General features: G+C 67.4%; 23 protein-coding genes. 12 read left to right on the plus strand and 11 right to left on the minus strand.

Features of this window, described 5'->3' with window-relative positions; translation table 11 throughout:
• The first annotated feature begins 43 nt into the window (after nucleotides 1-43).
• A complete protein-coding gene (gene disA / locus ACQCSY_RS08140) occupies nucleotides 44-1,120 on the plus strand; it encodes a DNA integrity scanning diadenylate cyclase DisA (protein WP_427134707.1) in 1,077 nt (358 codons plus the stop codon).
• 80 nt (nucleotides 1,121-1,200) lie between these two features.
• On the opposite strand, the gene ACQCSY_RS08145 is transcribed toward disA, so the two are convergent.
• Nucleotides 1,201-1,953 (minus strand): hypothetical protein, encoded by a 753-nt coding sequence (locus ACQCSY_RS08145; RefSeq protein WP_427134709.1) that lies wholly within the window; start codon nucleotides 1,951-1,953, stop codon nucleotides 1,201-1,203.
• 280 nt (nucleotides 1,954-2,233) lie between these two features.
• On the opposite strand from ACQCSY_RS08145, the gene ACQCSY_RS08150 reads away from it, so the two are divergent.
• Genes ACQCSY_RS08150 through ACQCSY_RS08160 form a run of 3 tightly spaced genes read left to right on the plus strand, consistent with a single transcriptional unit; the run spans nucleotide 2,234 to nucleotide 4,296 of the window.
• Nucleotides 2,234-3,052: an A/G-specific adenine glycosylase gene (locus ACQCSY_RS08150; RefSeq protein WP_427135743.1), complete on the plus strand. Its 819-nt coding sequence runs from the start codon at nucleotides 2,234-2,236 to the stop codon at nucleotides 3,050-3,052.
• A gap of 28 nt (nucleotides 3,053-3,080) precedes the next feature.
• Nucleotides 3,081-3,578 carry a hypothetical protein gene (locus ACQCSY_RS08155; protein WP_427134710.1) on the plus strand — a complete coding sequence of 166 codons (498 nt, stop codon included), beginning with the start codon at nucleotides 3,081-3,083 and terminating at the stop codon, nucleotides 3,576-3,578.
• Nucleotides 3,579-3,603: 25 nt separating this feature from the next.
• Nucleotides 3,604-4,296 carry a hypothetical protein gene (locus ACQCSY_RS08160; protein WP_427134712.1) on the plus strand — a complete coding sequence of 231 codons (693 nt, stop codon included), beginning with the start codon at nucleotides 3,604-3,606 and terminating at the stop codon, nucleotides 4,294-4,296.
• A gap of 10 nt (nucleotides 4,297-4,306) precedes the next feature.
• Here ACQCSY_RS08160 and dhaM read toward each other — a convergent pair whose 3' ends face one another.
• The 9 genes from dhaM to lysS all read right to left on the minus strand — a co-directional run bounded on the left by dhaM (nucleotide 4,307) and on the right by lysS (nucleotide 14,789).
• Nucleotides 4,307-4,984, minus strand: a complete 678-nt coding sequence (dhaM, locus tag ACQCSY_RS08165) for a dihydroxyacetone kinase phosphoryl donor subunit DhaM (RefSeq protein ID WP_427134714.1) — start codon at nucleotides 4,982-4,984, stop codon at nucleotides 4,307-4,309.
• On the minus strand, nucleotides 4,981-5,616 hold the full coding sequence (gene dhaL / locus ACQCSY_RS08170; protein WP_427134716.1) for a dihydroxyacetone kinase subunit DhaL: 636 nt from the start codon (nucleotides 5,614-5,616) through the stop codon (nucleotides 4,981-4,983). The genes dhaM and dhaL overlap by 4 nt, the downstream gene beginning before the upstream one ends.
• Nucleotides 5,617-5,618: 2 nt before the next feature.
• Nucleotides 5,619-6,620, minus strand: coding sequence for a dihydroxyacetone kinase subunit DhaK (dhaK, locus tag ACQCSY_RS08175; protein WP_427134718.1), 1,002 nt, complete (start codon nucleotides 6,618-6,620; stop codon nucleotides 5,619-5,621).
• 294 nt (nucleotides 6,621-6,914) lie between these two features.
• Nucleotides 6,915-7,424: an amino-acid N-acetyltransferase gene (locus ACQCSY_RS08180; protein WP_427134720.1), complete on the minus strand. Its 510-nt coding sequence runs from the start codon at nucleotides 7,422-7,424 to the stop codon at nucleotides 6,915-6,917.
• A gap of 52 nt (nucleotides 7,425-7,476) precedes the next feature.
• Nucleotides 7,477-9,615 carry a prolyl oligopeptidase family serine peptidase gene (locus ACQCSY_RS08185; RefSeq protein WP_427134722.1) on the minus strand — a complete coding sequence of 713 codons (2,139 nt, stop codon included), beginning with the start codon at nucleotides 9,613-9,615 and terminating at the stop codon, nucleotides 7,477-7,479.
• A 159-nt stretch (nucleotides 9,616-9,774) separates the two neighbouring features.
• Complete coding sequence (locus tag ACQCSY_RS08190; RefSeq protein ID WP_427134724.1) at nucleotides 9,775-12,267, minus strand: ATP-dependent Clp protease ATP-binding subunit; 2,493 nt, start codon at nucleotides 12,265-12,267, stop codon at nucleotides 9,775-9,777.
• A gap of 336 nt (nucleotides 12,268-12,603) precedes the next feature.
• Nucleotides 12,604-12,930 (minus strand): histone-like nucleoid-structuring protein Lsr2, encoded by a 327-nt coding sequence (locus ACQCSY_RS08195; RefSeq protein ID WP_427134725.1) that lies wholly within the window; start codon nucleotides 12,928-12,930, stop codon nucleotides 12,604-12,606.
• A 135-nt stretch (nucleotides 12,931-13,065) separates the two neighbouring features.
• Nucleotides 13,066-13,254 (minus strand): hypothetical protein, encoded by a 189-nt coding sequence (locus tag ACQCSY_RS08200; protein WP_427134727.1) that lies wholly within the window; start codon nucleotides 13,252-13,254, stop codon nucleotides 13,066-13,068.
• Between the two features lie 2 nt (nucleotides 13,255-13,256).
• Nucleotides 13,257-14,789 (minus strand): lysine--tRNA ligase, encoded by a 1,533-nt coding sequence (gene lysS, locus ACQCSY_RS08205; protein WP_427134729.1) that lies wholly within the window; start codon nucleotides 14,787-14,789, stop codon nucleotides 13,257-13,259.
• An 89-nt stretch (nucleotides 14,790-14,878) separates the two neighbouring features.
• Here lysS and ACQCSY_RS08210 point away from each other — a divergent pair, with 89 nt between their 5' ends.
• The 3 genes from ACQCSY_RS08210 (at nucleotide 14,879) to ACQCSY_RS08220 (ending at nucleotide 17,422) form a co-directional block, all read left to right on the plus strand.
• Nucleotides 14,879-15,841 carry an alpha/beta fold hydrolase gene (locus ACQCSY_RS08210; protein WP_427134731.1) on the plus strand — a complete coding sequence of 321 codons (963 nt, stop codon included), beginning with the start codon at nucleotides 14,879-14,881 and terminating at the stop codon, nucleotides 15,839-15,841.
• A gap of 46 nt (nucleotides 15,842-15,887) precedes the next feature.
• Nucleotides 15,888-16,514, plus strand: coding sequence for a thymidine kinase (locus ACQCSY_RS08215; protein ID WP_427134732.1), 627 nt, complete (start codon nucleotides 15,888-15,890; stop codon nucleotides 16,512-16,514).
• A gap of 74 nt (nucleotides 16,515-16,588) precedes the next feature.
• Nucleotides 16,589-17,422, plus strand: coding sequence for an alpha/beta fold hydrolase (locus ACQCSY_RS08220; RefSeq protein ID WP_427134734.1), 834 nt, complete (start codon nucleotides 16,589-16,591; stop codon nucleotides 17,420-17,422).
• Between the two features lie 8 nt (nucleotides 17,423-17,430).
• Here the strand turns inward: ACQCSY_RS08220 and ACQCSY_RS08225 are convergent, their stop codons facing one another.
• Nucleotides 17,431-18,345 carry an Lrp/AsnC family transcriptional regulator gene (locus ACQCSY_RS08225; RefSeq protein ID WP_427134736.1) on the minus strand — a complete coding sequence of 305 codons (915 nt, stop codon included), beginning with the start codon at nucleotides 18,343-18,345 and terminating at the stop codon, nucleotides 17,431-17,433.
• 251 nt (nucleotides 18,346-18,596) lie between these two features.
• On the opposite strand from ACQCSY_RS08225, the gene ACQCSY_RS08230 reads away from it, so the two are divergent.
• The 5 genes from ACQCSY_RS08230 (at nucleotide 18,597) to ACQCSY_RS08250 (ending at nucleotide 24,485) form a co-directional block, all read left to right on the plus strand.
• Nucleotides 18,597-19,451, plus strand: a complete 855-nt coding sequence (locus ACQCSY_RS08230; protein WP_427134738.1) for a transporter substrate-binding domain-containing protein — start codon at nucleotides 18,597-18,599, stop codon at nucleotides 19,449-19,451.
• Nucleotides 19,452-19,483: 32 nt separating this feature from the next.
• Nucleotides 19,484-20,212 carry an amino acid ABC transporter permease gene (locus tag ACQCSY_RS08235; RefSeq protein ID WP_427134739.1) on the plus strand — a complete coding sequence of 243 codons (729 nt, stop codon included), beginning with the start codon at nucleotides 19,484-19,486 and terminating at the stop codon, nucleotides 20,210-20,212.
• Complete coding sequence (locus ACQCSY_RS08240) at nucleotides 20,209-20,985, plus strand: amino acid ABC transporter ATP-binding protein (protein WP_427134741.1); 777 nt, start codon at nucleotides 20,209-20,211, stop codon at nucleotides 20,983-20,985. Before ACQCSY_RS08235 ends, ACQCSY_RS08240 begins: the two co-directional genes overlap by 4 nt.
• 193 nt (nucleotides 20,986-21,178) lie before the next feature.
• On the plus strand, nucleotides 21,179-22,777 hold the full coding sequence (locus ACQCSY_RS08245) for a 5-guanidino-2-oxopentanoate decarboxylase (protein WP_427134743.1): 1,599 nt from the start codon (nucleotides 21,179-21,181) through the stop codon (nucleotides 22,775-22,777).
• Nucleotides 22,778-22,811: 34 nt separating this feature from the next.
• Entirely contained in the window at nucleotides 22,812-24,485 is a 1,674-nt protein-coding gene (locus tag ACQCSY_RS08250; RefSeq protein ID WP_427134745.1) for an amidohydrolase, read from the plus strand.
• Nucleotides 24,486-24,523: the final 38 nt, after the last annotated feature.

Raw genomic sequence — 24,523 nt, forward strand, 5'->3', positions numbered from 1 at the left:
CGTACCTGCGGGCTGGACCCTGCAACTTTGAAGGGGAAAATCTATGGCTCGGAGCCCTGAAGATTCACTCAAGGCGACTCTGGGCAGAGTGGCACCGGGCACCGCCCTCCGCGACGGACTGGAGCGCATTCTCCGCGGCCGGACCGGGGCCCTGATCGTGCTGGGCATCGACCGGACCATCGAATCCATCTGCTCCGGCGGCTTCGACATCGGCATCGACTTCTCGCCCACCCGCCTGCGGGAACTGGCCAAAATGGACGGCGCCATCATCTGCGACAAGGACGCCAGCAACATCCTGCGTGCGGCCGTCCAGCTGGTCCCGGACTCCAGCATCGAGACCCAGGAGTCCGGCACCCGGCACCGGACCGCGGAGCGTGTTGCCATCCAGACCGGAGTGCCCGTTATCTCGGTCAGCCAGTCGATGCAGATCATCGCCCTGTATGTGAACGGGCTGCGGCACGTCCTGGAAGGCTCGGAGAAGGTCCTGGCCCGCGCCAATCAGGCCCTGGCAACCCTGGAACGCTACCGCTCCCGCCTGGACCAGGTGACCAGCTCGCTTTCCGCCCTCGAAATCGAGGCCATGGTGACCGTCCGCGACGTTGCCGTGACGCTGCAGCGCCAGGAAATGGTGCGCCGGATCTCCGAGGAGATCTCGCAGTACGTCCTGGAACTCGGCGAAGACGGCCGCCTGCTGTCACTGCAGCTGGACGAACTGACAGTCGGCCGCGGCCCCGGCAGCGATGTGATCATCCGCGACTACTCGGGCCCGGATGCAACCGCGGAGGACATTGAGAAAGCAGTCAAAGCCCTCGTGAACCTGGGGCCCACCGAGCTGATTGATCTGGGCAAGATCGCCGGGATCGTCGGCTTCGCAGGCGGCGAGGCCAACCTCGACGCCGTCGTCCAGCCGCGCGGTTACCGCCTGCTCTCCGGCCTGAAAGCGGTGCCGAAGGCCGTCGCCGACCGCCTGGTGGACCACTTCGGCGGCCTGCAGTTCCTCATGGCGGCCACGATCGATGACCTCATGACCGTCGACGGGATCGGCGACCAGCGCGCCCGGACCGTCCGCGAGGGCCTGAGCCGCATGGCCGAGGCAAGCCTGCTGGACAGGTTCCTCTGACGCGGCCCCGCAACCCCCGTCGGTTGCTCCGCAACTGCCCTTTTGGCGGCCCGGAACGGCAGCTATGGAGCAATCGATGGTCAGTTGAGCTGGAACACGGCCTTGGGGCTGGTCTTGTTCGCCAGCCTGGCGGTGAAGACGTAATAGGCGCCGCCGGCTCCGGGCTTGGCCTCGATGGGCGTGCAGCCCTGCACCGTGCGGTTGCGCGGCCAGGGGAAGTTCGCGGTTTCGCTTTGGCCCGGCGCGATGGTCGTCACCAGCTCCGTGCTCTCCGCCTGGCAGTCCCTGGATGAGAAAATCCGGTCCGAGCCGCTGATGATCAGGTATTCCATCTGTGACGTCCCGATATTCACCTCGCACGGCACCTTGTTGCCGTTCGTGACTTTCAGGCTGAGCAGCGGATCCTCACCGGCGGCGTAGGCCGGCTTGTCGGTGGCAGCTGTGACGGTCACCAGGTTATGGTCGCAGCCGTCGATTGCCGTGGGGGTCGGCGCGGCCGCGGGGGCCGTGGACGCTGCCGGAGTCCCGCCGGCCGGACCCGCCGGCTGGTTCACTTGGGCGGACCCGCCGGAAGGCTGCCCGCCGGAACCCTGCCCTGAAGCCTTCCCGCCGCCGTTGATGGCGCCGGAGACTGCAACAAAGCCGCCGAAGGCAACGGCGATCACCAGCAGCAGGACTGAGCCGACGAACAGCCGGCGGCGACGGTAGACGGGGCTGAGCGGGGCCCGCCCGGGTTTCCGCACGGATTTCCGGCTGCCGGAAACACCGCCGGAAACGCTGCCGGAAACCTTCGGCCTTGAACCGTTCGTTCCTGAATCGCCTTGCCTGACCATCCTTCTAGCCTAGAGAACCGCGCAGGGTATGGCCTCCGACCACGCCGCGGGGCGGACCACGGCCGGCATCTATTACGCTGAATGGATCAAATCTCTAGCCGAATCCCCTCTTATCCCAGCTGCCACGCCTCGGGAACCCCTCTCCGGCGGGCTCCTCCCCGACGCCGAGGATCTCTCCGGACTCCATGCGGGGCTGGCTGCCTGGTTCGGGTCCAACGCCCGGGAGCTGCCGTGGCGGGCTGCGGAATGCACGCCCTGGGGCGTACTGGTCAGTGAGATCATGCTCCAGCAGACGCCAGTGGTCCGTGTCCTGCCGGTCTGGGAGGAGTGGCTGCGGCGCTGGCCAGAGCCGGCCGCTCTGGCCCGGGAACCCGCAGGCGAGGCCGTCCGGTCCTGGGGGCGACTCGGGTATCCCCGGCGGGCCCTGCGCCTGTACGCGGCCGCCGTCGCCATCCGGGACAACCATGGCGGGAAGGTTCCGGGCACGTATGCGGATCTGCTGGAGCTTCCGGGCGTGGGCAGCTACACGGCCGCGGCCGTTGCGGCCTTCGCCTTCGGCCGCCGCGAGACGGTGGTGGACACCAATATCCGCCGGGTCCACGCGCGCCTGTTCGCGGGCACTGCCCTGCCGTCGCGGGCCCTGACCGCGGCGGAAATGAGGCTGGCCGCGCAGGTGCTGCCGGACGACGTCGGCGCCTCCGTGCGCTGGAATGCCTCCGTCATGGAACTCGGGGCGCTGGTGTGCACGGCGCGGTCGCCGAAGTGCGGGGACTGCCCGGTCCGCGACTCGTGCGCGTGGCTCGCGGCCGGCGAACCGCCGCCGACGTACACGCCGAAGGGGCAGTCCTGGCACGGCACGGACCGGCAGGTGCGCGGTGCTGTGATGGCGGTCCTCCGCGTGGCGGAGGCGCCCGTGGAGCCGGAGCTGTTCCAGCGCGCCGCGGCGGACCTTGGCTTCGAGCCCGAGGGGATCGGCATCCCGCTCGCTGCCCTGCACCGGCTCAACTCGGCTCCGGAACAGCTGGAACGCGCGCTTGCCGGCCTGCTGAGTGACGGCCTCGCGGAGCTTCACCTGGGCGGCTTGCGCCTGCCTAGCTGAACACGGCCCCCGGCCCTAGGCTGGGGGTATGCGCAAGTTGGCCGTCATTGTGGCCCTCACGGCCACGGTTTTCCTGGCGTCCTCGTGCCGGGCCGAGACGGTCTGCCCGGCGATCGCCCAGGCTTCGGTGGTGGCATTGACCGTCGCTCCTGAGTACGTCAGCTCAGTGAAATCCATCCATCTCAAGGCATGCCAGGACGGCCGCTGCATGGGGGCCGACTTGGACCTGGTCCCCGGGAGCACCCCCATTGACCAGGGCTGCGAACCTGGGTCCTACGGCGGTGACGGCGTGTGTTCGGCTACCTCTTCCCCGGACGGCACCCTGACCGGCATGCTGATGCTTGAGTCGCTGACCGCGTCCCTCATCGAGGTGACAGTGACGGGGACCGGCGCGGCCGGGCAGCCGTTGCCGGTGCGGGCCCTGGCTTTCACGCCGCGGGTGGCGTACCCGTACGGGGAACAGTGCGGCAGCTTCATCACGGCCGGCGTGGTGCTGGACGCGAACGGCCTCCGGCAGGCGGCGTAGCCCCCGTCGAGAAAGGTGAACGTCAATGAACGCGCAGAACATCAGCCGGTGGATCCGTGCGGGGTTGTGGGCCCTGCCCGTCTACGGCCTGATCACCGCCTGGTCCACGCTGGAGCCGCAGCCGGACCAGGCGAAGGATCCGGACGCCTGGGCGCGGTTTGTCAGCTCAGGCTCCTACCAGATCAGCCACCTGGTCGGCAGCACTGGCGGCACCATCCTCGCGATCTTCGGCGTCCTCGCGCTGGGCTGCTGCCTGGCAAACAGCCGCGTGGGCCGCCTGGCGCTGGCAGCAACGGTCATCGCTGTCGCCGGTACCGCCTTGTTGCTGGTGCCCGCCGCGATCTCCACTTTCGCCATCCCCGCGATCGGAAAGGCATATCTGGGCGGAAACCAGGAAGTCATGCAACTGGAGTTTCCAGCCGCCATGACGGGTTCGTTCCTGCTTGGCCTCCTGCTCGCCCTCGTTGGCAACGTGCTCCTGGGGGTTGCCGTATGGCATTCCCGGACACTTCCGCGCTGGGCCGGCGCAATATGGGTGGCCGGCGCCGTACTCTTCTACGTCCTGGGCGTGGTGCTGGGGCAGGCGACCACGGGAAGCAGCCTGCCGACCCAGCCCATCGGAGCCCTGCTCACGGCGGCCGCCGGCGGATGGATGGCGTGGAGCCTGTCACGGCAGGACCAGGCAGAACCGGACCTGACCACAGCCGGCACGGGCTGAGGCTCCGGCCCTAGGGTTCCCCGAAGCCGGACTTCACCAGGCGGTCCAGATAGTCGATTGCCTTGGCCGCGTCCGGGCCGCTTGCCTCGACGTGCAACACCGTTCCCTTGCCGGCGGCGAGCATCATGAGTGCGGTCATCGATGCCCCGTCAACGCCGTTGACTGTCACGTCGGCGTCCAGGCCTGACAGACCGCCCGCAATCTTCGCCGCCGGCCGAGCATGCATGCCCGTCTGGTTGACGAGTTCGAAGTCGCCCATAGCGTCCGGCGGCTGCTGGTGCTCGTGCACGGGCGCTTCCCGCGCAACCGGCGGCCGGTAGACGGCCTCGGCGGCCTCCTTCACCGCCTCCGCGTCCGCCCCGGCCTGGGCTGCCACCGCGGCAGCCACAAGTCCCTCCACCAGGGGCGCATCGGCCAGCAGCACGGACCCGGGATCCGCCGAGAATTCCACCGCCGATTCCGCGGTCATCACCGCCGATCCGAGATCGGTCAGTACGACAATGCCGACGCCCCCGCTGGCGGCCTGTTCGAGGGCCGCCATCACCTTCTCCAGGCTCGTGCCGATCCGGCCGTCGTCGGTACCCCCGGCGGCAAGGATCACGACATCGGGCGCCATCTGCGCGGCAAGTTCAACTGCGCCGTCGGCGATTTTTTCACTGTGGGATACGACGACGAGCCGGACCGTCATTCGGCAGCTCCGGCCGCGGCGCGCAGGATCAGGGCGCTGGAAACGGCTCCCGGATCGCGGTGGCCGATGCTGCGCTCCCCCAGATAGCTGGCGCGGCCCTTGCGGGCGAGCATCGGATCAGTGGACACGGCCCCGGTCTCGGCCGCCTCCGCTGCGGCCAGCAACACCTTATGGACGTCGCCGTTTCCGGCGGAAACGGCGGCCGCAGCAGCAGCCTCGACGGCGGGAGTCCAGGCGTCCACCATCGTCTTGTCCCCCGACTCCGCCTTGCCGCGGGCGACAATGCCGTCGCGGGCGGCCTGCAGGGCCGCCGCCAGGGTGGCGGCGTCGACGTCGGCCGTCTCCCCGAGCGCCGTCGCAGCGCGCAGGAAGGCGGTGCCGTAGAGCGGCCCGGCAGCTCCCCCCACCTTCGACATCAGGGTCATGGCAGTCAGTTTCAGGGCCGCCGCCGGGGTTTCCGGAGGCGATTCGGCGAGTTTGTCCATCACGGCCTTGAAGCCGCGGTCCATGTTCTCGCCGTGATCGGAATCTCCGATCGGCCGGTCCAGCTCGATCAGCTCCACCCGGTGATCCGCCATGGCCTGGGCGGACAGGGTGAGCCACCGCACCGCCCAGTTGACGTCCAGTCCCACGGTCAGACGCCCCAACGGAGGGCCGCAGTGTGGACGGGAGCGTCCCAGAGGGCCGTCATTTCGTCGTCGAGGCGCAGGACCGTGATGGAGCAGCCCTGCATCTCGAGGGCGGTGATGTAGTTGCCCACCAGCGAGCGCGCCACGGTGACGCCCTTCCCGGCAAGCACCTGCGCGGCCCGTCGGTAGACGATGTACAGCTCGCTCAGCGGCGTGCCGCCCATGCCGTTGACGAACAGAAGCACCTTCTCCCCGGAGGCGAGCCCGAGGTCGCTGACGACGGGGTCCAGCAGGCGGTCCGTGATGCCGTCGGCGTTTTCCATCGGGATGCGGTGCCGGCCCGGCTCCCCGTGGATGCCGATCCCGATCTCGATCTCGTTTTCCTCAAGCTCGAAGCTGGGCACCCCAGCGTGCGGGACGGTGCAGGCGGACAACGCCACGCCCATGCTGCGGACGTTCTGGTTGACGCGGTCACCGACTGCGGCGACCGCGTCAAGGTTGTCTCCGCGCTCGGCGGCCGCGCCGGCGATCTTCTCCACGAGGACGGTGCCGCCCACGCCGCGCCGCCCGGCGGTGTACAGCGAGTCCTGCACGGCGACGTCGTCGTTGACCAGGACTGTCCGGATTTCCACGCCTTCGGCCTGGGCCAGTTCCGCTGCGGTCTCGAAGTTGAGCACGTCGCCGGTGTAGTTCTTCACGATATGCACGACGCCGGCACCTGAGTTCACGGCAAGCGTCGCGGGAAGGATCTGGTCGGGTGTGGGCGAGGTGAACACGGCACCCGGCACGGCGGCGTCGAGCATTCCCCTGCCCACATAGCCGCCATGAAGCGGCTCATGGCCGCTGCCTCCGCCGGAGACGAGACCCACTTTGCCCGCCACGGGGGCGTCCTTCCGGACGATGTACTTGGGGTCCGGGCTGACGGTCACGAGGTCGGCATGAGCAAGCCCGAACCCCTCCACTGACTCGTCGACCACGGCACGGGGATCGTTGATGAGCTTCTTCATGGCTGTGCTCCCTGGATGGTGTCCTGGCTGCTTGCTTAGACCCTACTACCGGGGCCCTGCCAGCGGTAGGCTCCCGGTTTCAAACGGCTGAGGCGGATCGCGCAGCCTGCACGAACCGCCTGATTCGCAGCAGCCGCGGAGCCGGCGCGGGTCAGGTTTGCTTGTCCGCCCACGCCGGGAAGTTCGGCCAGGCGTCGCCGCCCAGCCACGAAAACGGTGGCTGTCCGAGCCGGCCCTTGCCGACGTCTGGTCCGGGCAAATTTATTGATCGGAAGACCCCGAGCCGCAGCGCCTCTACAGCGCCTTGATCATCCTGGTGTTGCCCAGGGTGTTTGGCTTCACCCGCGCGAGGTCCAGGAACTCGGCGACACCCTCGTCATGCGAACGCAGCAGCTCCGAATAGACCACCGGGTCCACGGCACTCTGGTCCGCCATGACCTCGAACCCGTGTTTCTTGAAGAAGCCCACCTCGAACGTCAGGCAGAACACACGGGACACCCCCAAGGCCTTGGCATCCTCCAGGAGGCGCTCCACCAGCAGATGCCCCACGCCCTTGCCGCGCCAGTCGTCGGAGGCCGCGAGCGTGCGCACCTCGGCCAGGTCCTCCCACATGACGTGCAGCGCCCCGCAGCCGATCACCTCGCCGTCGGCGGATTCGGCGATCCGGAACTCCTGCAGGCTTTCGTAGTAGGCCACTGTCTCCTTCGCCATGAGGATCCGATGCTCGGCCAGCGGCGCCACCAGCGACTTGATGGCCGCCACATCACTGGTGCGGGCAGGGCGGATGCGGATCGTCTCAGTCACAGCCCAATCTTACGGCGACGCCGTACTGTGCTTGGTTCAGGCCGGGAGCGACCTACAACCCGAGCTCGGCAGGGACAGGGATGTCCTTGTCGAGCAGGTTTTTGGCGAGGAAGTGCTCGACCACTCCGTACCAGACCTTCGCGTGCTGCGGGTGCAGGATCCAGTGGTTCTCGTCCGGGAAGTACAGGAATCGGTGGTCGGTGTCGCCGTTCTCGTCGGCCGCCAGCTGCGATTTGGAGAGCAGTTCGTACCAGAGCCGCAGCCCCTCGCCGATCGGCACGCGGTAGTCCTTGTCGCCGTGGATGACCAGCATGGGGGTGCTGATGTTCTCCACGTGCAGGTGCGGGGAGTTCTCCAGCGCCATCTCGGCCGTCATTTCCTTGAGCCAGTACTGGGCGGCATCGGTGGTCGGGCCGAACTGGTCGAGGGCCCAGAGGCTGGCATGCGTCACGATCGCCTTGAAGCGGCCGGTGTGGCCGGCAACCCAGTTGGCCATGTAGCCGCCGAACGAGCCGCCCATGGCGGCCGTGCGCGTCTCGTCGATGTCCGGGCGCTGCACGACGGCGTCAGTGATGGCCATCAGGTCCGTATACGGGGCCTTGCCCCATTCACCCCAGCCGCGCTGGATGTGGTCCTGGCCGTAGCCGGTGGAGAGGGCCGGGTCCGGCAGCAGGACGGCGTAGCCGCGGGCCACGAGCAGCCACGGGTTCCAGCGCCACGTCCAGGCGTTCCAGGATCCGAGCGGGCCGCCGTGGATCCAGAGCAGCAGCGGGGCCGGGTTTCCGGCCGAGGCGCCTTCCGGCATGGCCAGGTACGCCGGTACCCGGGAGCCGTCTGCCGCCGTCGTCTCCACGCGTTCCAGCGAGCCGCGGTACTGCGGGCGCTCGGCGGGAGCCGGGAGGCGGACGACGCCGCCGCTGGCGAGGTCGATCCGCACGGCTTCCGCGGGGAACTCGTAGGAGCTGCGCAGCGCATAGGCGCTGCGCCCGTCCGGGGAGACCACGACGTCGGTGTAGGCCGCCGTGTCGGCGGTCACGCGGGTGGCCTGGCTGGCGTCGGCGGTCCCGCCGGGGACTCCGATCCGGAAAACCGGCGAGGAGCCGTCCTCGTCGGCAGTGACCAGCAGGCCGGATCCGTCCGGCAGCCACGCCGCGGGGCGGGGCCAGCGGTCCCAGTCACGGGCGAGCGGCGCCAGGCCTGCTTTGCCTGCGTCACCGGAAACTGCGGCGTCGCCGGAAACGTCGAGCAGGTGCAGCTTGACCTGCGGGGCTGCGAGAGGAGTCGTGTCGCTTTCGCTGCGTACCACGAGGGTCCGGTTGTCGGGGCTGACCGGCCCCGGGAAATAGCTCATACCCTCGACGTCGAGCAGGACGGTTCGGGTTCCGGTGGCCACGTCGATCGCGACCAGCACGGACCGCGTGTCCGCGTTCGCGAGCGGCTTGTTGAAGCTGCTGTAGATGGTCTTCCCGTCCGGGCTGACGACCGAATCCGCTTCACGGAGCCCGTTTCCGACGTCCGGAGTCAGGTTGCGGAGCTTGAGGGGCGCGGTGGCGTCCACCGTGGCGGGCTTGCCCGGTTCCTTCTCCTCGCCGGGCTCGACGGCGAAAAGCCGCGGCTGCGCCGGCCCCAGATCGGCATCCCAGTAGCGCACGGGGTAGCCGCTGTGCAGGATGGCGGCCACCTTGTTGTCCTTGCGGGCCTTGCGGCGCTGCTCGTCATTGTCCTCGCCGGTGGAACCGGCCAGCACGGCGGCGCTCACGAACAGCCCGCCGGTCTCCTTGGCGGCCAGGACTCCACTGATCCCGCCGGCGCGCGAGAGCACGACGCGGGCCTCGCCGCCGTCGGACGGAAGCAGCCACAGTGCGCTGACGGGGTCCGCCTCGGGGCTGTCCGGATCGGGACGGGCGGAGGTGAAGTAGAGATCGCCGTTGGCCGCGAACACGGCGCCGGCCTCCCCCTTGGCGCTGCGCGTGATCCGGCGGGCCTGCCTCTGCCCTTCCGGATCGAGTTCCCACAGGGCGGTACAAAATTCGGTGCCCTTGGCGTTGAGCGTGGCCACGGTGGTGACCAGCCGCCCGCCATCGGGGCTCAGCGTCAGGCCGCTGACCCTGGGAATCGCAAGGTAGTGGTCCAGGTCATGGAACGGGGTTTCGGGTTTTTCGCTCAGGATCTCTGAATCGGTGGAAGCCATGCACCGATTCAACACCCCCTGTGGCCCGGATCACACCAAGTTCACTGAGAGTGAAACGGTACTTTCAGATCATCACTAGGCCGGCAGGCCCGAGGGCGGGGCAAAGCAAAGGCCCCACCCACTCCTTGCTGGAGCGGACGGGGCCTTTTGCGTGGGAACTTAGACGCTCGGAGCGATCTCCGGGATGCGCGGCTTGGCGTTGCCGGCGAAGGTGAACTTGGCGTCGTCGCCTTCGCCGTCCACATCCACCACCACGATGTCGCCACCGTGCAGCTCCCCGAAGAGGATCTTTTCCGAGAGCTGGTCCTCGATCTCGCGCTGGATGGTGCGGCGCAGCGGCCGGGCACCCATCGCGGGATCGTAGCCGCGGGTTGCCAGGAGCACCTTGGCCGCGGTCGTGAGCTCGATGCCCATGTCCTTGTCCTTGAGGCGCTTCTCCAGCCGGCCGATCATCATGTCCACGATCTCGATGATCTCGTCCTGGGTCAGCTGCGGGAAGACCACAACGTCGTCAACACGGTTCAGGAACTCGGGACGGAAGTGCTGCTTGAGCTCCTCCGTGACGCGGGCGCGCATCCGGTTGTAGCCGGTCTGCGTATCCGTGCCGGACTGGAAGCCGGTGGCCACGCTCTTGGAGATGTCGCGGGTGCCGAGGTTGGTGGTCATGATGATCACGGTGTTCTTGAAGTCCACCACGCGGCCCTGGGAGTCGGTCAGCCGGCCGTCTTCCAGGATCTGCAGCAGCGAGTTGAAGAGATCGGCGTGCGCCTTCTCCACTTCGTCGAACAGCACCACGGAGAACGGACGACGGCGGACCTTCTCGGTCAGCTGTCCGCCTTCCTCGTAGCCCACGTAGCCCGGAGGGGCACCGAAGAGACGCGATACCGTGTGCTTCTCCGAGTACTCGGACATGTCCAGGGTGATCAGTGCGTCTTCTTCGCCGAACAGGAACTCGGCGAGGGCCTTGGCGAGCTCCGTCTTGCCGACGCCCGTGGGGCCGGCGAAGATGAACGAACCGCCCGGACGCTTCGGGTCCTTGAGGCCCGCACGGGTGCGGCGGATGGCCTGGGACAGGGCGCGAATGGCCTCGTCCTGGCCAACGACGCGCTTGTGCAGCTCGTCCTCCATCTTCAGCAGGCGCGAGGACTCTTCCTCGGTGAGCTTGAAGACCGGAATGCCGGTGGAGTTCGCCAGCACCTCGGCGATGAGGTCCTCATCAACTTCGGAGATGTCGTCCATGCCGCCGGTCTTCCACAGGCGTTCCTTCTCGGCACGCTCGGCAATGAGCTTCTGCTCCTTGTCGCGCAGCGCCGCGGCGCCTTCGAAGTCCTGCGCGTCGATCGCGGATTCCTTCTCCAGCTTCATCGCCGCGATGCGCTCGTCCATGACCTTCAGCTCGGGCGGGGCCGTCATCCGGCGGATGCGCAGCCGTGCGCCGGCCTCGTCGATCAGGTCGATCGCCTTGTCCGGCAGGAAACGGTCCGAAACATAACGATCCGAGAGTTGCGCCGCCGAGGCGAGGGCGCCGTCGGTGATCGTGACCCGGTGGTGTGCCTCGTACCGATCGCGGAGTCCCTTGAGGATCTCGATCGCGTGCGCAACCGAAGGCTCCTTGACCTGGATCGGCTGGAAACGGCGTTCCAGGGCAGCATCCTTCTCGATGTGCTTGCGGTATTCATCCAGCGTGGTCGCACCGATGGTCTGGAGCTCGCCGCGGGCCAGCATGGGCTTCAGGATCGAGGCCGCATCGATGGCACCTTCGGCGGCTCCCGCACCCACAAGCGTGTGGATCTCGTCGATGAACAGGATGATGTCACCACGGGTGCGGATCTCCTTGAGCACCTTCTTGAGGCGCTCTTCGAAGTCACCGCGGTAGCGGGAGCCGGCCACGAGGGACCCGAGGTCCAGGGTGTACAGCTGCTTGTCCTTCAGCGTCTCGGGTACGTCGCCGCGGACAATCGCCTGGGCAAGGCCCTCGACGACGGCGGTCTTGCCGACGCCCGGCTCGCCGATCAGCACCGGGTTGTTCTTGGTACGGCGGGAAAGGACCTGCATGACGCGTTCCATTTCATGCTCGCGCCCGATCACGGGGTCAAGCTTGTTCTCGCGTGCAGCCTGGGTCAGGTTGCGGCCGAACTGGTCCAGGACGACGGAACCGGCGGGGGTGCCCTCGGCCTGGCCTGGGCCGACGCCTGCGCCCGTGGTTTCCTTGCCCTGGTAGCCGGACAGCAGTTGGATGACCTGTTGGCGGACCCGGTTCAGGTCAGCGCCGAGCTTGACCAGCACCTGGGCGGCAACGCCTTCACCCTCGCGGATGAGGCCGAGCAGGATGTGCTCGGTGCCGATGTAGTTGTGTCCCAGCTGCAGGGCCTCGCGCAGCGAGAGCTCCAGTACCTTCTTGGCGCGCGGCGTGAAGGGGATGTGGCCGGACGGGGCCTGCTGGCCCTGGCCGATGATCTCCTGCACCTGCTCGCGGACACCGTCGAGCGAAATACCCAAGGACTCAAGGGCTTTGGCGGCAACACCTTCACCCTCATGGATCAGACCCAAGAGGATGTGTTCGGTACCAATGTAATTGTGGTTCAGCATGCGTGCCTCTTCTTGGGCAAGCACAACTACGCGACGGGCACGGTCCGTAAATCGCTCAAACATTTCGCCACACTCCTAGCTACGACGTACTTTGATGCTACGTGGCCGGGTTCAAGAATTGGGGCTTGTTCGCCACAGGGGAAACCGGGGCGCGTCCGGGCCGCCAGCCGGGGCGTCCCGGCAGCGCACTTAAGCCGTCGAAGTGAGACTTCGCGCCCATGTCTTGGCCAGACATGGGCGCGAAGTCTCACCTCGTCGTGCAGGATGCAGCCGAGGCGCCGGCCCGGTGTCGCCGTCGGCGGTTGACCCTTGACGCGGTTGACCGGCCAAATGACTTTGCCCCCGCCAAACGGCGGGGGCAAAGTCATTTGATGTGGTGCCTGCAAGCAGGGCGTCCGGCTAGGAATTTGCCTTTTGGTAGGCTTCCTGAATTTCCGCCTGGATACGTCCGCGGCTGTTTACCGCATAGCCGTTGTCACGGGCCCACTGACGGATCTGGGCAGAGTCCTGATTCCGTCCGCTTGAAATTTTGGTGCGCGTGGCGCGGCCGCTTGATGTCTTGCGTGCGTGTGAAACAAACCGCTCCACTGCGGTGCGGAGTTCTGAGGCATTACTCGACGACAGGTCTATTTCATAGCTGACGCCGTCAAGGCCAAACCGGACAGTTTCGTCCGCGGATCCCCCATCCAGATCATCGACAAGGATGATTTTTACTTTCTGTGCCATAAAGACTCTCTTTCCAAAAGGACGAGCGTTTAGAAAAGCAGGATGTATCTGTAAAAAGTATCCTCCGGTTTACGGCAGGGAGTCAAAGCGGCAAACACTTTCCAAAGGAAAACCACAGTCCGCAATAGGGCGCTATTAGTTCTGTCCCGGGAATTGACCGTCCGCAGGGCCGGCATCCTGCCCTTGGCTACGTTCTTCTGCCTCCGCCTGGGCGCGCGCCTCGGCCTGCCGCTCGGATTTGTCGGCATTGAATATGGATTTCATGGCAAACCAGAAAATCAGGCCGACGACGACGGACGGCAGCAATACGGCAATGTAGTCCACGCTCAGTGTCCTTCGGGCTTCAGCAGGGGGAAAAGTATGGTCTCGCGGATGCCTGCACCGGTGAAGAGCATGACCAGCCGGTCGATGCCCAGGCCGATTCCGCCCATCGGCGGGGCGCCGTATTCCAGGGCACGGAGGAAGTCCTCGTCCAAATGCATGGCCTCGACATCGCCCGCGGCGGAGCGGCGGGACTGCTCGGTGAGGCGTTCGCGCTGGATGACGGGGTCGATCAGTTCGGAGAACGCGGTACCGCGCTCCATGCCGCCGATGATCAGGTCCCAGGCCTCGATCAGCCGGTCGTCCTTGCGGTGCTGGCGGGCCAGCGGCTGGGCGGACGGCGGATAGTCGTAGACGAAGGTGGGGTTGAGCAGGGTGGGTTCCACCAGCTCACCGAAGAGCTCGACGACGAGCTTCTCGGCCTCCCAGTTGGCGTCGACCTTGACCTCGTGCCTGGCGGCAAGCTCCAGCAGCTCGGAGGCCGGGGTGTCGGGGGTGACTTCCTGGCCCACGGCTTCGGAGAGCCCCGGGTAGACAGCCATCCAGGCCCAGTCGCCGTCGAGGTTGATCTCGCCGGCCTCGGTCTGCAGGACGCGGCCCACACCGGCGGCGTCGGCGGCGTCGAGGATGATTTCCTTGATCCGGTCCGCCATGACGAACTGGTCGGCCCAGGCCTCGTAGCTCTCCAGGGTGGTGAACTCGGGGCTGTGGGTGGAGTCCACGCCCTCGTTGCGGAAGACGCGGCCCATGTCATAGACGCGGTCGATGCCGCCGACCACCGTGCGCTTGAGGTACAGCTCGGTGGCGATGCGCAGCGTCATCTTCTGGTCGAACGCGTTCATGTGCGTCTCGAAGGGGCGCGCCGTGGCGCCGCCATGGACCAGCTGCAGCATCGGGGTTTCCACCTCGACGTAGCCCTGGCGGTGCAGGGTCTCCCGGATGGAACGGGTGACCGCGGCCCGGGTGTAGACCATCTCGCGTGCCTCGTCGCGGACCATGAGGTCCACGTAACGCTGGCGGACGCGGGTTTCCTCGTTGAGTTCGGCGTGCAGCACGGGCAGCGGGCGCAGTGCCTTGGATGCCATGGACCAGGAGTCGGCCATGACGGAGAGCTCGCCGCGCCGGGAAGAGATGACCTCGCCCTTGATGAAGACGTGGTCTCCGAGGTCCACGAGGGCCTTCCAGTCCGCGAGCGCCTCCTCACCGATGTTGGCCAGGCTCAGCATGGCCTGGAGCCGGACGGCCTTGCCGTCGACGCCGCCCTCCTGGAGGGTGGCGAAGCAGAGCTTGCCGGTGTTCCGGATGAAGACGATGCGGCCGGTCACGCCGACGACGTCGCCCGTGGTCTCGTCAGCCTGGAGGTGCGCGTACTTTTCGCGGATTTCACTCAGCGAATGCGTGCGCTCGACACCCACCGGATACGCCTCGACGCCGCGCTCGATCAGCTTGGCGCGCTTCTCCATGCGGATGCGCGTCTGCTCGCTGGCGTCGTGGGGCTCGGCGGCGGTGTTCGGGGCGGGGGTGTTTTGGGAAGTCACAATCCCCAAGTTTACCGGGAGTTCCGCCCGTGCAGTTCTGCCCGGCCGGCACCCGGGTGGGGGAGCGCTGCGGGAATAGACTCGGGGCTGTGGAGACGTGGATTATCGGGACGGACGACGGCGAGGGGCACCTCGAACTGCACACCTTCCGGCCGGTAACCGCGGACACCGCCACGGAGGCGGGCGCGGCAGCGGCGCCAGCCGGCACCGGAACGGTAACGCGGCCCGCCCCCGCAGGGGCAGCCGGCGTCGTCGTCGTGCACGGGACCCTGGTGACCGACGCGCTCTACCTGCCCTTTGCCCGGAAACTCAGCCGCCTGCTGGGGCGGCCGGTGCACTGTTACAACCGGCGCGGGCGCGCCGGATCCTCGCCCCAGCCCGCCGGGTACTCGGCAGCGACGGAAATCGCGGATCTGGCCGCCGTGCTGCGCGAGACCGGCGCAAGTGATGCCGTGGCGCACAGCTACGGCGGATTCGTGGCCCTCCAGACGGCGCAGACCGTGCCGATCCGCCGCATGGTGACCTATGACGCTGCGGTGAGCCTCTCCGGGGACCTCAACCGGCGCTGGCGGCCGGAACTGGAGCGTTCGGTGGCCGCCGGAAAGCTCGACGAGGCGTGGGCCCACCTGGTCCAGGGCCTGGAGACCGCGGGGCCGGTTTCCAAGCTGCCGCTGGGCGCGCTGCGCATGCTCAGCATCCTTTCCGCCCGGACCAGGCTGGGCGCCGAGATGCGGGAACTGCTGCCAACGGCCGTCGCCGAGCTGCGGGCCGTGCTGGCTGCCGACGCCGAGCTGGCGGACTTCGCCGCCGTGACCACCCCGACGCTGATGCTCAGCGGCGGCTGGAGTCCTGCGTACTTCGCCGAAACCGGGCGGCAGCTTGCCGCCGCCGTGCCCGCCATCAGCTTCGCGGTAGTCCCGGGGCAGCTGCACGAAGGCCCCATCCGGCCGGGAAACCGGCTCGCCCTCACCGTCGCGAAGTTCCTGCTCGGCGGATCCGGGGCCCTGCCGCCGCTCGGGGCGCGCAGACGGCGGCTCAGGCCTGGCCGCTGAAGCCCGCACCTTAGAATCGGTGGGCGACCCTTTCGAAAGGACCCCCTTGGCCAAGCTCTACTTCCGCTACGGCGCGATGAACTCCGGCAAATCGACGGGGCTCCTGCAGACGGCCTTCAACTACGAGGAACGCGGCCAGCGGGTCCTGCTCGCCAAGCCCGATGTGGACACCAAGGGCGACGCCGCCGTCGTCTCCCGCCTGGGCATGACCCGTTCTGTGGACTTCCTGATCCCGGCCGGGGCCTCCGCCCGCGGGCTGTTCGCCGCGCACGCCGCCGGGGACGATCCCGATGCACTGCTGGAGCACATGGACCAGCAGCCAGTGGCCTGCCTGCTGGTGGACGAGGCCCAGTTCCTCGAACCGGAACAGGTGGAGGACCTCTTCCGCATCGCCGTCCTGGACAACGTCCCGGTGCTCGCCTACGGCATCCGAACGGACTTCCGGACCCGCGCCTTCCCCGGCTCGCTCCGGCTCCTTGAGATTGCGCACACGCTCGAAGAGCTCAAGACCATCTGCCGCTGCGGCCGCAAGGCCATCTTCAACACCCGCCGGGCCGGCGAGCAGGTGGTGTTCGACGGCGACCAGGTCGCCATCGACGGCCAGGACGTCTGGTACGAGTCGCTCTGCGGCTCCTGCTACCTCGAGGTCTCCGGCGGCCGGCTGGGCAGCTAGCGGTACCCGGCCAGCCCGGGCACCCTACTGCGCTGCTTACTGCACTGCGGCGCGTGCTCGGCTAGGCTCGGAACATGACCCGCGAGAACATCAGAACCCCCGACGGCGGAACGATTGAGCTTTTGAGCACGGGCGCCGAGCTGACCTCGGCGGGCTCGGGCATCGTCGTCGTGCCTGCGTCCATGGTGACCGCCGCCGACTACACCCGGTTCGCGCAGAAACTCAGCGCTTCCCTCGGCAGGCCGGTCCACACCTTCAACAGGCGCGGCCGCGGCTCCTCCTCCGCGCAGCCGGAGGACTACACCCTTGACGTGGACATCTACGACCTCGACGCGGTGATGAAGCACACCTCCAGCACCGACGTCTTCGGACACAGCTTCGGCGGCGCGGTCGCGCTGCACGCGGCCCGCACCCTGCCGGTGGAACGCCTGGCCGTGTACGACCCCGCCGTGTCCGTGAACCACAGCGTCACCGCGGACTGGACCGCCGAATACCAGCGGGCGACGGCGGCCGGCGACGACGACCGCGCCCTCGCCGTGCTGGTCAGGGGCCTTGAGACCGGCAGCGCCCTGTCCCGGATGCCGCTGTCCATGCTGACCCTCGCGAACAAGCTCACGGCCGGCACCCCGATCGGCAAGCAGATGCGCGACCTCATGCAGACCGGCGTCCGCGAGATCAAGGCCATCATCGCCGCCGACATGCCGGCCGAACCGTTCCTGGCACTGCCCCTGGAGACACTGATCATTGTGGGCGAAAGGAGCCCGGCGTACTTCGGGGTGGCCTGCGCCCAGATCCACGACGTGCTCTCCGGCTCCAGCTACACCATCCTGCCCGGCATGGGCCACGACGGCGTCAACAAGGCGCCGGACAAGCTCATCTCCGAGCTCAGCGCGTTCTTCGCCGGCTAGGCACATCGTCACACTGCTGCTTCGAGAACCGCGGCCGGGACGGGCCATTCGTACCGCTCCTTGAAAACCTCAAGGTGTGTCCAGGACTCGATCTTGACCACGTCGTCAACATTCCTGAGCCGGTCGATGAGTTGGCGGAGGGTCGCCGCGGAGTCAGCGGACAGCGTGGCGACCAGATCGAACCGGCCGATTGTGCGGGCCAGGAACTCGATGCCGGGCAGGGCGGCCATGACATCAATCACCGATGCCCCATCACCCCGCAGGTTCACGCCAAGCCCCGTCGCGACGTTGCGGGTTCTGCCCCGCCGGTTGTGGGCGGCCCCAATGCGGATCACGTGATTGTCGAGCAGGTAGTTGACGCGGTTCCGCACCGCGCTGGGAGAAAGCCCCAGGAGCGGAGCCAGATCCTTGTAGCTCATGCGGCCGTCCTGCTCGAGCTGGCGCATGAGCCGCAGATCGACGTCGTCGACCTTGACGTTCTCCGGCAGCGCATGCCGCGGCATGAAGATGCCCTTGACCACATCAACATAGACCAGGGTGTTCACGGTCATGACCCCCGGCAGGGAACGGATCCGGCCGATCGTGGCATAGAGGTCCACCTGGTTGGGGAGCCGGATTTCGACCACGAGGTTGTGGATGCCGCCCACGCCCAACACCAGCACGACGGCCGGCCAGGAGGAAAGCGCCTCAATGACAGGGTCCGAGGGTCCGTCTGTCTGGATCGACACGTGCGAGATGGAGTGAAGGCCCAGGAAGTCGGGGTGGGTTGCCGAGACGACGCGAAGTGAGCCATCGGCCATGAGCGCATCGACCCGGGCAGTGATCGCGGCCCGCGATACCCCGATGTGGTGCGCCATGGCGGAGTAACTGGCACGCCCGTCGTCCTGCAGCAGGGAGAAGATCTGTTCGTCGATGTCGACCATGGCTACCCTCCGGACCCCGAGCGGAATAATCCCGAAAGAATCTTATCTCAGTCGAACTGACGAAAAGCGAGAAACTAACGATTGATTCAGGCCGAAGAGTGGCCCTTCTGTCGAGTCGCCGAACAAAAGAATCACCAAGTCCGCTATGTAACAATTCGATTGCTTGTCACGGACTCGACATGGGGCTACGGTCATCTCATCCACTGGCCGGTGTGAGCTACACCACTAACTAACTCGAAAGCGAGATGGCCTTGAAGAAGACTGCCAGCCTCCTCGGCACAGCAATCCTCGCGCTGTCACTCTCCGCCTGCGGAGGCGGATCCGGTCCCGCAAGCACCGCCTCAACGGCCGCCGCGGTAGAGGCCGCGCCGAGCGGGCTCATCAGCGGCGGCCAGCTGAAGATCTGCATCGACCCCGAATACGCCCCACTCGAGTACTTCAGCAACGGAACCACCGGAGACATCATCGGCTTTGACGCCGACGGTGCGCGCGCCCTCGCGTCCTACTGGGGCCTCACCCCGACCTTCCAGCAGGCCGCCTTCGACGGTCTCATGCCTGCCCTGCAGGCCAAGCGCTGCGACGTCATGTGGTCCGGCCTGTACACGAGCGAGGCCCGCCTGCAGGTGGCCGACGGCGCCAAGTACCTCAACACGGGCCCCGGCATCATCGTCAATGCCAAGAACAAGGACAACATCAAGGTCGCAGACGATCTGTGCGGCAAGACAGTGGCGGCTCAGAACGGCGGGGCCAACGCCGCCACCGTCCGGGCGCTGGGCGAGAAGTGCGTCCAGGGCGGCAAAGGAAACATCAACGTGGCCGAATATCCCAAGGTCGCCGAGACGGTCCTGGCCGTAACCAACGGCAAGGCCGACGCACTGGTGGAAACCGACGTCGCGATCGCGGACATCGTGTCCAAGAGCAACGGCGCACTGGTCCCCGTCGAGGGGATCTTCCCGACCGACACGACGTTCGGTGTGTTCACGGTCAAGGGCGGCCCGCTGAGCGAGCCCGTGGCCAAGGCCGTCAAGGCGCTCATCAGCAAGGGGACGCTTGCTGAGCTCGCCAAGAAGTACGGCCTAAGCCCCGACAAATTGGTCAAGGACTAGGATCCGAATGTCAGCGTTGAAGATGAGACGCCATGCAGTTTGATCCGGCGATCTTCTGGCAGCAACTCTTTTCCCTGGAGTACGTGCAGGGTGCCGGCATCGCCCTAGGGCTGGCCGCGCTCTCCCAGGTCCTGGCCATCCTGATCGGCTTCGCCCTCGCGGTGGGCCGCATCGGCAAGAAGAAGACAGCCCGCGCCATCGCCGGCTCCTATGTCTGGTTCTTCCGGGCAATTCCCACCCTGCTGGTGCTGCTGATCGTCTGGAATGCGGGCCCGCAGCTCATTCCGGCTCTGACGGAAAGCTGGTACACACCGTTCCTGGCCGCCCTGATCGCACTGTCCGTCGTCGAGGGCGCGTACATGGCGGAAATTCTGCGCTCGGCGCTGCTGAGCGTGGATGAGGGACAGCCCCTCGCCGCCCGGGCCCTGGGCATGACGCCGACCCAGGTCATGCTCAAGGTCATCATTCCCCAGGCCACCCGCATCGCGATCCCGCCCACGGGCAACGAGTTCATCGGCCTGGTCAAGTACACGTCCCTGGCCAGTGTCATCTCGCTGCGGGAACTGCTCACTACGGCGCAGGTGGGCGTCTCCGTGACGTTCCGGTACGCCGAATACTACGCGGCCGCCATCATTTACTACCTCGTCATCGTCTCCGTCCTGATGATCCTGCAGAGCTACGTCGAGCGGAAATTCCGCTGGACCACCAAGGCGGCAAAGGTCATCCGGACGCGCCCCGGGAAGGAAGAGGTCGCACTATGAGTGAATCGACAGATCAGCCGATCCTGCGGGTCAAGAACCTGCAGAAAAGCTACGGCTACAATCCCGTCCTCAAGGGCGTCGATTTCGAGATCCAGCGCGGTCAGGTCAAGGCGGTCCTGGGCCCCTCCGGCTCCGGCAAGTCCACGATGCTCCGCCTGATGGCACTCCTTGAGACCGCCGACGACGGCGAGATCTACCTGGAGTCCAAGCGCATCGGTGTGGCGGAACACAGGGGCCATTTTGTGCCGCTCTCCGAACGCGCCATGGCGCACCAACGCGCCGACATCGGCATGGTGTTCCAGAAGTTCAACCTGTTCCCGCACCTGAACGCGCTGCACAACGTCATGGTCGGCATGACCACCGTCCGCAAGATGCACAAGAAGGAAGCCGAAAGGACCGCGCACGAGATGTTGGGCCGCGTGGGCCTGGCCAGTCGGGCGCACGCCTTCCCCTCGGAACTCTCCGGCGGACAGCAGCAGCGCGTTGCGATTGCCCGGGCCCTGGTCATGAACCCGAAGGTCCTGCTCTTCGACGAGCCGACCTCGGCTCTGGACCCGGAGCTGGTCGGCGAGGTCCTGGAGGTCATGGAGAGCCTGGCCCGCGAGGGCATGACGATGGTCGTGGTGACGCACGAGGTCAAGTTTGCCCAGCGCGTGGCCTCCGAGGTGGTCATGTTCGACGGCGGCTACATCATCGAGCAGTCGGCCCCGGAACAGTTCTTCGGCAACCCGCAACACGAGCGGACCAAGAAGTTCCTCAGCCACGTCCACTAGCCATTCCGACGGCAGTCGGGGCGAAGGTCGGCCCGGGTTGAGGGGCTCCCCCGACGACACGCCGCAGGCCGAGGCAGCTTCGGCGCGCCCGAATGCTCCCCCAGCGGGAATCGGAAGCGCGGCCAAAGCTCTACCGATGCCGGCCTCAGCGCCGGGCATCTCCCGACCACCACTTTGACGCGGAGAAAGTGATATGAAATTCGGACAGGCAGCAGTCAAACTCCTTGAGCACTACGACGTCGACACGGTTTTCGGGATCCCCGGGGTCCACACGATCGAGCTGTACCGCGGACTCGGCGAGACCGGAATCCGCTCGATCCCCGCCCGGCACGAGCAGGGATCCGGTTTTATGGCGGACGGCTATGCCCGCGTTAGCGGCAAGCCCGGCGTCTGCCTGCTCATCTCCGGCCCCGGCGTGCTCAACGCGCTGACCCCCATGGCTCAGGCCTGGCACGATTCCGTGCCGATGCTGGTCCTCGCCTCCACGACCGAGACGGCGCTGCTGGGCCGGAACCGTGGCCCTCTGCATGACATTCCGGACCAGGCCGGGCTCGTGGGCAAGCTGACGTCCCCCTCCGTGACCGTGACCGACCCCGAGCAGTGTGCCCATGTGCTGGCCGAAATCTGGCAAGGCTTCCGGAGCGGTCGGCCGCGCCCGGCGCACATCGCGATCCCCATCGACATCCTGGCCAAGGAGGTCGGGACGATCACGCCCGTGTTCCTGCCCGCTCCGGCGCCGGGCTGGACCACTGCGCAGATCCGCGAGGCGGCCGAGCTGCTGCGCACTGCGTCGCGCGCCGTCGTCCTCGCCGGCGGCGGCTCCCTGTTGGCCTCGGACGCACTCATCCGTTTAGCCGAACACTTCGACGCCCCGGTCATCGCCACAACCAACGCCAAGGGCATCATCCCCGCAGACCACCCGCTGTCCGCATCCAACACGCTGCCCTTCTCCGGAACGCAGGCTGAACTCCGCGGTGCCGACGTCGTCGTCGCCATCGGCACCGAATTCTCAGAGACCGAAACCATCTACACGGGCAGTCCCGTCCGTGTCGGGGGCCGCATCATCCGCATCGACGTGGACCCCGCCCAGCTCAACGTCCCCTTCAACGCAGCAGTGGGCCTGGCCGGCCGCGCCGAGACCGTGCTGCCCGCGCTCCTCGACGCGACGGCGGATCTGCCGCCCGCCGCCCACGACGGCGCCGTGCGGGCCGCCGCCATGCGCTCGGCGATCGAATGGGTCGACGCCTCCCGGGTGCACATGCCATGGCTGGACGCCCTGGCCGAGGCGACACCGCAGGACACCATCACGGTGCTGGACTCGACCCAGCTGGCCTACACGGCCCAGCAGTACCTGCCGCATTCCACCCCCGGCACCTGGATCGCCGGCTACGGGCTGGGCACCCTGGGCGCGGCCCTCCCGATGGCCGTCGGTGCCCGGATCGCGGAACCTACGAGCCGCGTGCTGGCCATCGCCGGCGACGGCGGCTCCCTCTTCACGCTGACCGAACTGGCCAGCGCCGTGGACCGCAGGTCCCAGCTGACCGTGGTCCTGTGGGACAACGCCGGCTACGGCGAAATTCGGGACTCCTTCGACCGCGCCAACGCGACCCGCGTCGACACGGAGGTCACCGCCGTTGACCATGTCAAGATCGCCGAGGGCTTCGGCGCCCGCTCCTCTCGGGTCGAGGACCCCGACGCCTTCGGCGGGGCCCTGAAGGAAAGTTACGAGCACGACGGCGTCAGCGTCATCGTCGCCACCGCCCCCGACATGCCGGCCGGCATCCGCCGCTAGCCCCAGCCACCCCCTGCACAGCGAGGTCAACAACATGCGCAAGCTTCACCACCTGGAAGCGTCCCCCCTGGATGCCGTCACCACCATCTTCACCGGTGCCACGGTCCACACCGTGGACCCACGGCTGGGCAGCGCCGAGGCGTTCCTGGTCCACGGCTCGCACGTGGCAGCGGTCGGCACCGAGGCCGAATGTCGCGCCGAGGCCCGCCGGCTGGGCTCGACCGAACCCGCAGCAGTGACCCTGTCCGGCAAGGTGGTGGTTCCGGGCTTCATCGACCCGCACGCCCACCCGCTCATGTACGGGCAGATGATGAGCTGGGTGGACTGCGGCCCCGCGAAGGCGGCCAGCATCCCGGAGATCGTGGCTCTGCTGCGCGAGGCCGCTGAACGACTGCCCGACACCACGCCCGTGCGCGGCTACGGCTACGAGCACAAGAACCTGGCGGAGGGCCGGCACCCGCGCAAGGAGGAACTGGACCAGGTCGCCACCGACCGCGAGGTCTATCTCATGAATGCCAGCGGGCACGGCGGAGTCGTCAACAACTACACGCTCGCCCTGCATGGCGTGGACCGGGAGACCCCCAACCCCGCGGGCGGCGAGTTCTTCCGGGACCCCGACGGCGAGCTCACAGGTGAGCTCTCGGACGCGGCCTGCAACATTCTGACCGGCGTCGATGGCGTCAAGGTGGGCCATCACGGCCCCAACTTCCATCTGGAGGATGAGCCCGAGGAGCACCTGCGCCAGCTGCGCGCGGCCCAGGAGAAGTTCCTGCGGGGCGGCGTCACGAGCATCGGCGACTGCCAGGTGACCCGGCGCGAGCTGGACATGTACCTGCGCCTGTCCGCCCAGAACGAACTCAAGACCCGGGTGAGCATGTACCTGCTCTCACACCTGCTGGAGCAGGCCATCGAGATCGGCATCCAGGGCGCCTTCGGCAACTCCCACCTGGCCGTCGGCGGCATCAAGTTCTACGCCGACGGTACGCTTGGCGGCTGGACGGCGTACTTCCCTGACGGCTATGTGGGCGACCCGTGCCGCACAGGCCAGCTCTACCATGAGCCGAGCGAGTACACCGAACTCATCACCCGGGCCCATTCGGTGGGCCTTCAGACCGCCACGCACGCGCAGTCCCCCACCGCGATCGGCATGGTTCTGGATGCGATCGAGGCCGCGCAGGCGGCCTTCCCCGATTCGGACGCCCGGCACCGGATCGAGCACTGCGGCCTGCCCAGCCCCGAGCATATTGTGCGGATGAGGGAGCTGGGCGTCTACCCCGTTAACCAGCCGCAGCACTACTTCAACTGGGGCGAAGGCGTAACCGAGGCGATCGGCACGCCCGGCGAACGCTTCAATCCGCTGGGCGAGTTTGTGGCGGCCGGCGTGCCGGTCACGCTCAGCTCCGACGCGCCCGTGGCCGAACCCAAGCCGCTCGAGGCCATCCAGGCGGCGGTGACCCGGGTGACGCGGCGGGGCCACCGGCTGGGGGCGGACAATCTGCGGATCACGGCGGAACAGGCCTTGGCCGCCCACACGATCAACGGCGCCGTGGCCCTGGGCCGCGAGGACGACCTGGGCAGCATCTCCCCCGGCAAGCGCGCAGACTTTGTGGTGCTCAGCGCCGACCCGCTGACCGTGGCGGCGGGGGACATCTCCAAGATCTCGGTCCTGGAGACCTGGGTCGACGGCGCCCGCGCCTACACTGCGTAGTTCCGCCGACAGGGTCGCCCCTGTGGGATGAGCTCAAT

Origin of the sequence: Pseudarthrobacter sp. S9, from assembly GCF_050156545.1 — a bacterium.
Lineage (GTDB): Bacteria > Actinomycetota > Actinomycetes > Actinomycetales > Micrococcaceae > Arthrobacter.

Excerpts from the sequence above, each read along its gene's own strand:
- disA (WP_427134707.1), top strand. The coding sequence starts at position 44 with ATGGCTCGGAGCCCTGAAGATTCACTCAAGGCGACTCTGGGCAGAGTG.
- ACQCSY_RS08145 (WP_427134709.1), bottom strand. The coding sequence starts at position 1,953 with ATGGTCAGGCAAGGCGATTCAGGAACGAACGGTTCAAGGCCGAAGGTT.
- ACQCSY_RS08150 (WP_427135743.1), top strand. The coding sequence starts at position 2,234 with ATGCTCCAGCAGACGCCAGTGGTCCGTGTCCTGCCGGTCTGGGAGGAG.
- ACQCSY_RS08155 (WP_427134710.1), top strand. The coding sequence starts at position 3,081 with ATGCGCAAGTTGGCCGTCATTGTGGCCCTCACGGCCACGGTTTTCCTG.
- ACQCSY_RS08160 (WP_427134712.1), top strand. The coding sequence starts at position 3,604 with ATGAACGCGCAGAACATCAGCCGGTGGATCCGTGCGGGGTTGTGGGCC.
- dhaM (WP_427134714.1), bottom strand. The coding sequence starts at position 4,984 with ATGACGGTCCGGCTCGTCGTCGTATCCCACAGTGAAAAAATCGCCGAC.
- dhaK (WP_427134718.1), bottom strand. The coding sequence starts at position 6,620 with ATGAAGAAGCTCATCAACGATCCCCGTGCCGTGGTCGACGAGTCAGTG.
- ACQCSY_RS08185 (WP_427134722.1), bottom strand. The coding sequence starts at position 9,615 with ATGGCTTCCACCGATTCAGAGATCCTGAGCGAAAAACCCGAAACCCCG.
- ACQCSY_RS08190 (WP_427134724.1), bottom strand. The coding sequence starts at position 12,267 with ATGTTTGAGCGATTTACGGACCGTGCCCGTCGCGTAGTTGTGCTTGCC.
- ACQCSY_RS08195 (WP_427134725.1), bottom strand. The coding sequence starts at position 12,930 with ATGGCACAGAAAGTAAAAATCATCCTTGTCGATGATCTGGATGGGGGA.
- ACQCSY_RS08220 (WP_427134734.1), top strand. The coding sequence starts at position 16,589 with ATGACCCGCGAGAACATCAGAACCCCCGACGGCGGAACGATTGAGCTT.
- ACQCSY_RS08225 (WP_427134736.1), bottom strand. The coding sequence starts at position 18,345 with ATGGTCGACATCGACGAACAGATCTTCTCCCTGCTGCAGGACGACGGG.
- ACQCSY_RS08235 (WP_427134739.1), top strand. The coding sequence starts at position 19,484 with ATGCAGTTTGATCCGGCGATCTTCTGGCAGCAACTCTTTTCCCTGGAG.
- ACQCSY_RS08240 (WP_427134741.1), top strand. The coding sequence starts at position 20,209 with ATGAGTGAATCGACAGATCAGCCGATCCTGCGGGTCAAGAACCTGCAG.
- ACQCSY_RS08245 (WP_427134743.1), top strand. The coding sequence starts at position 21,179 with ATGAAATTCGGACAGGCAGCAGTCAAACTCCTTGAGCACTACGACGTC.
- ACQCSY_RS08250 (WP_427134745.1), top strand. The coding sequence starts at position 22,812 with ATGCGCAAGCTTCACCACCTGGAAGCGTCCCCCCTGGATGCCGTCACC.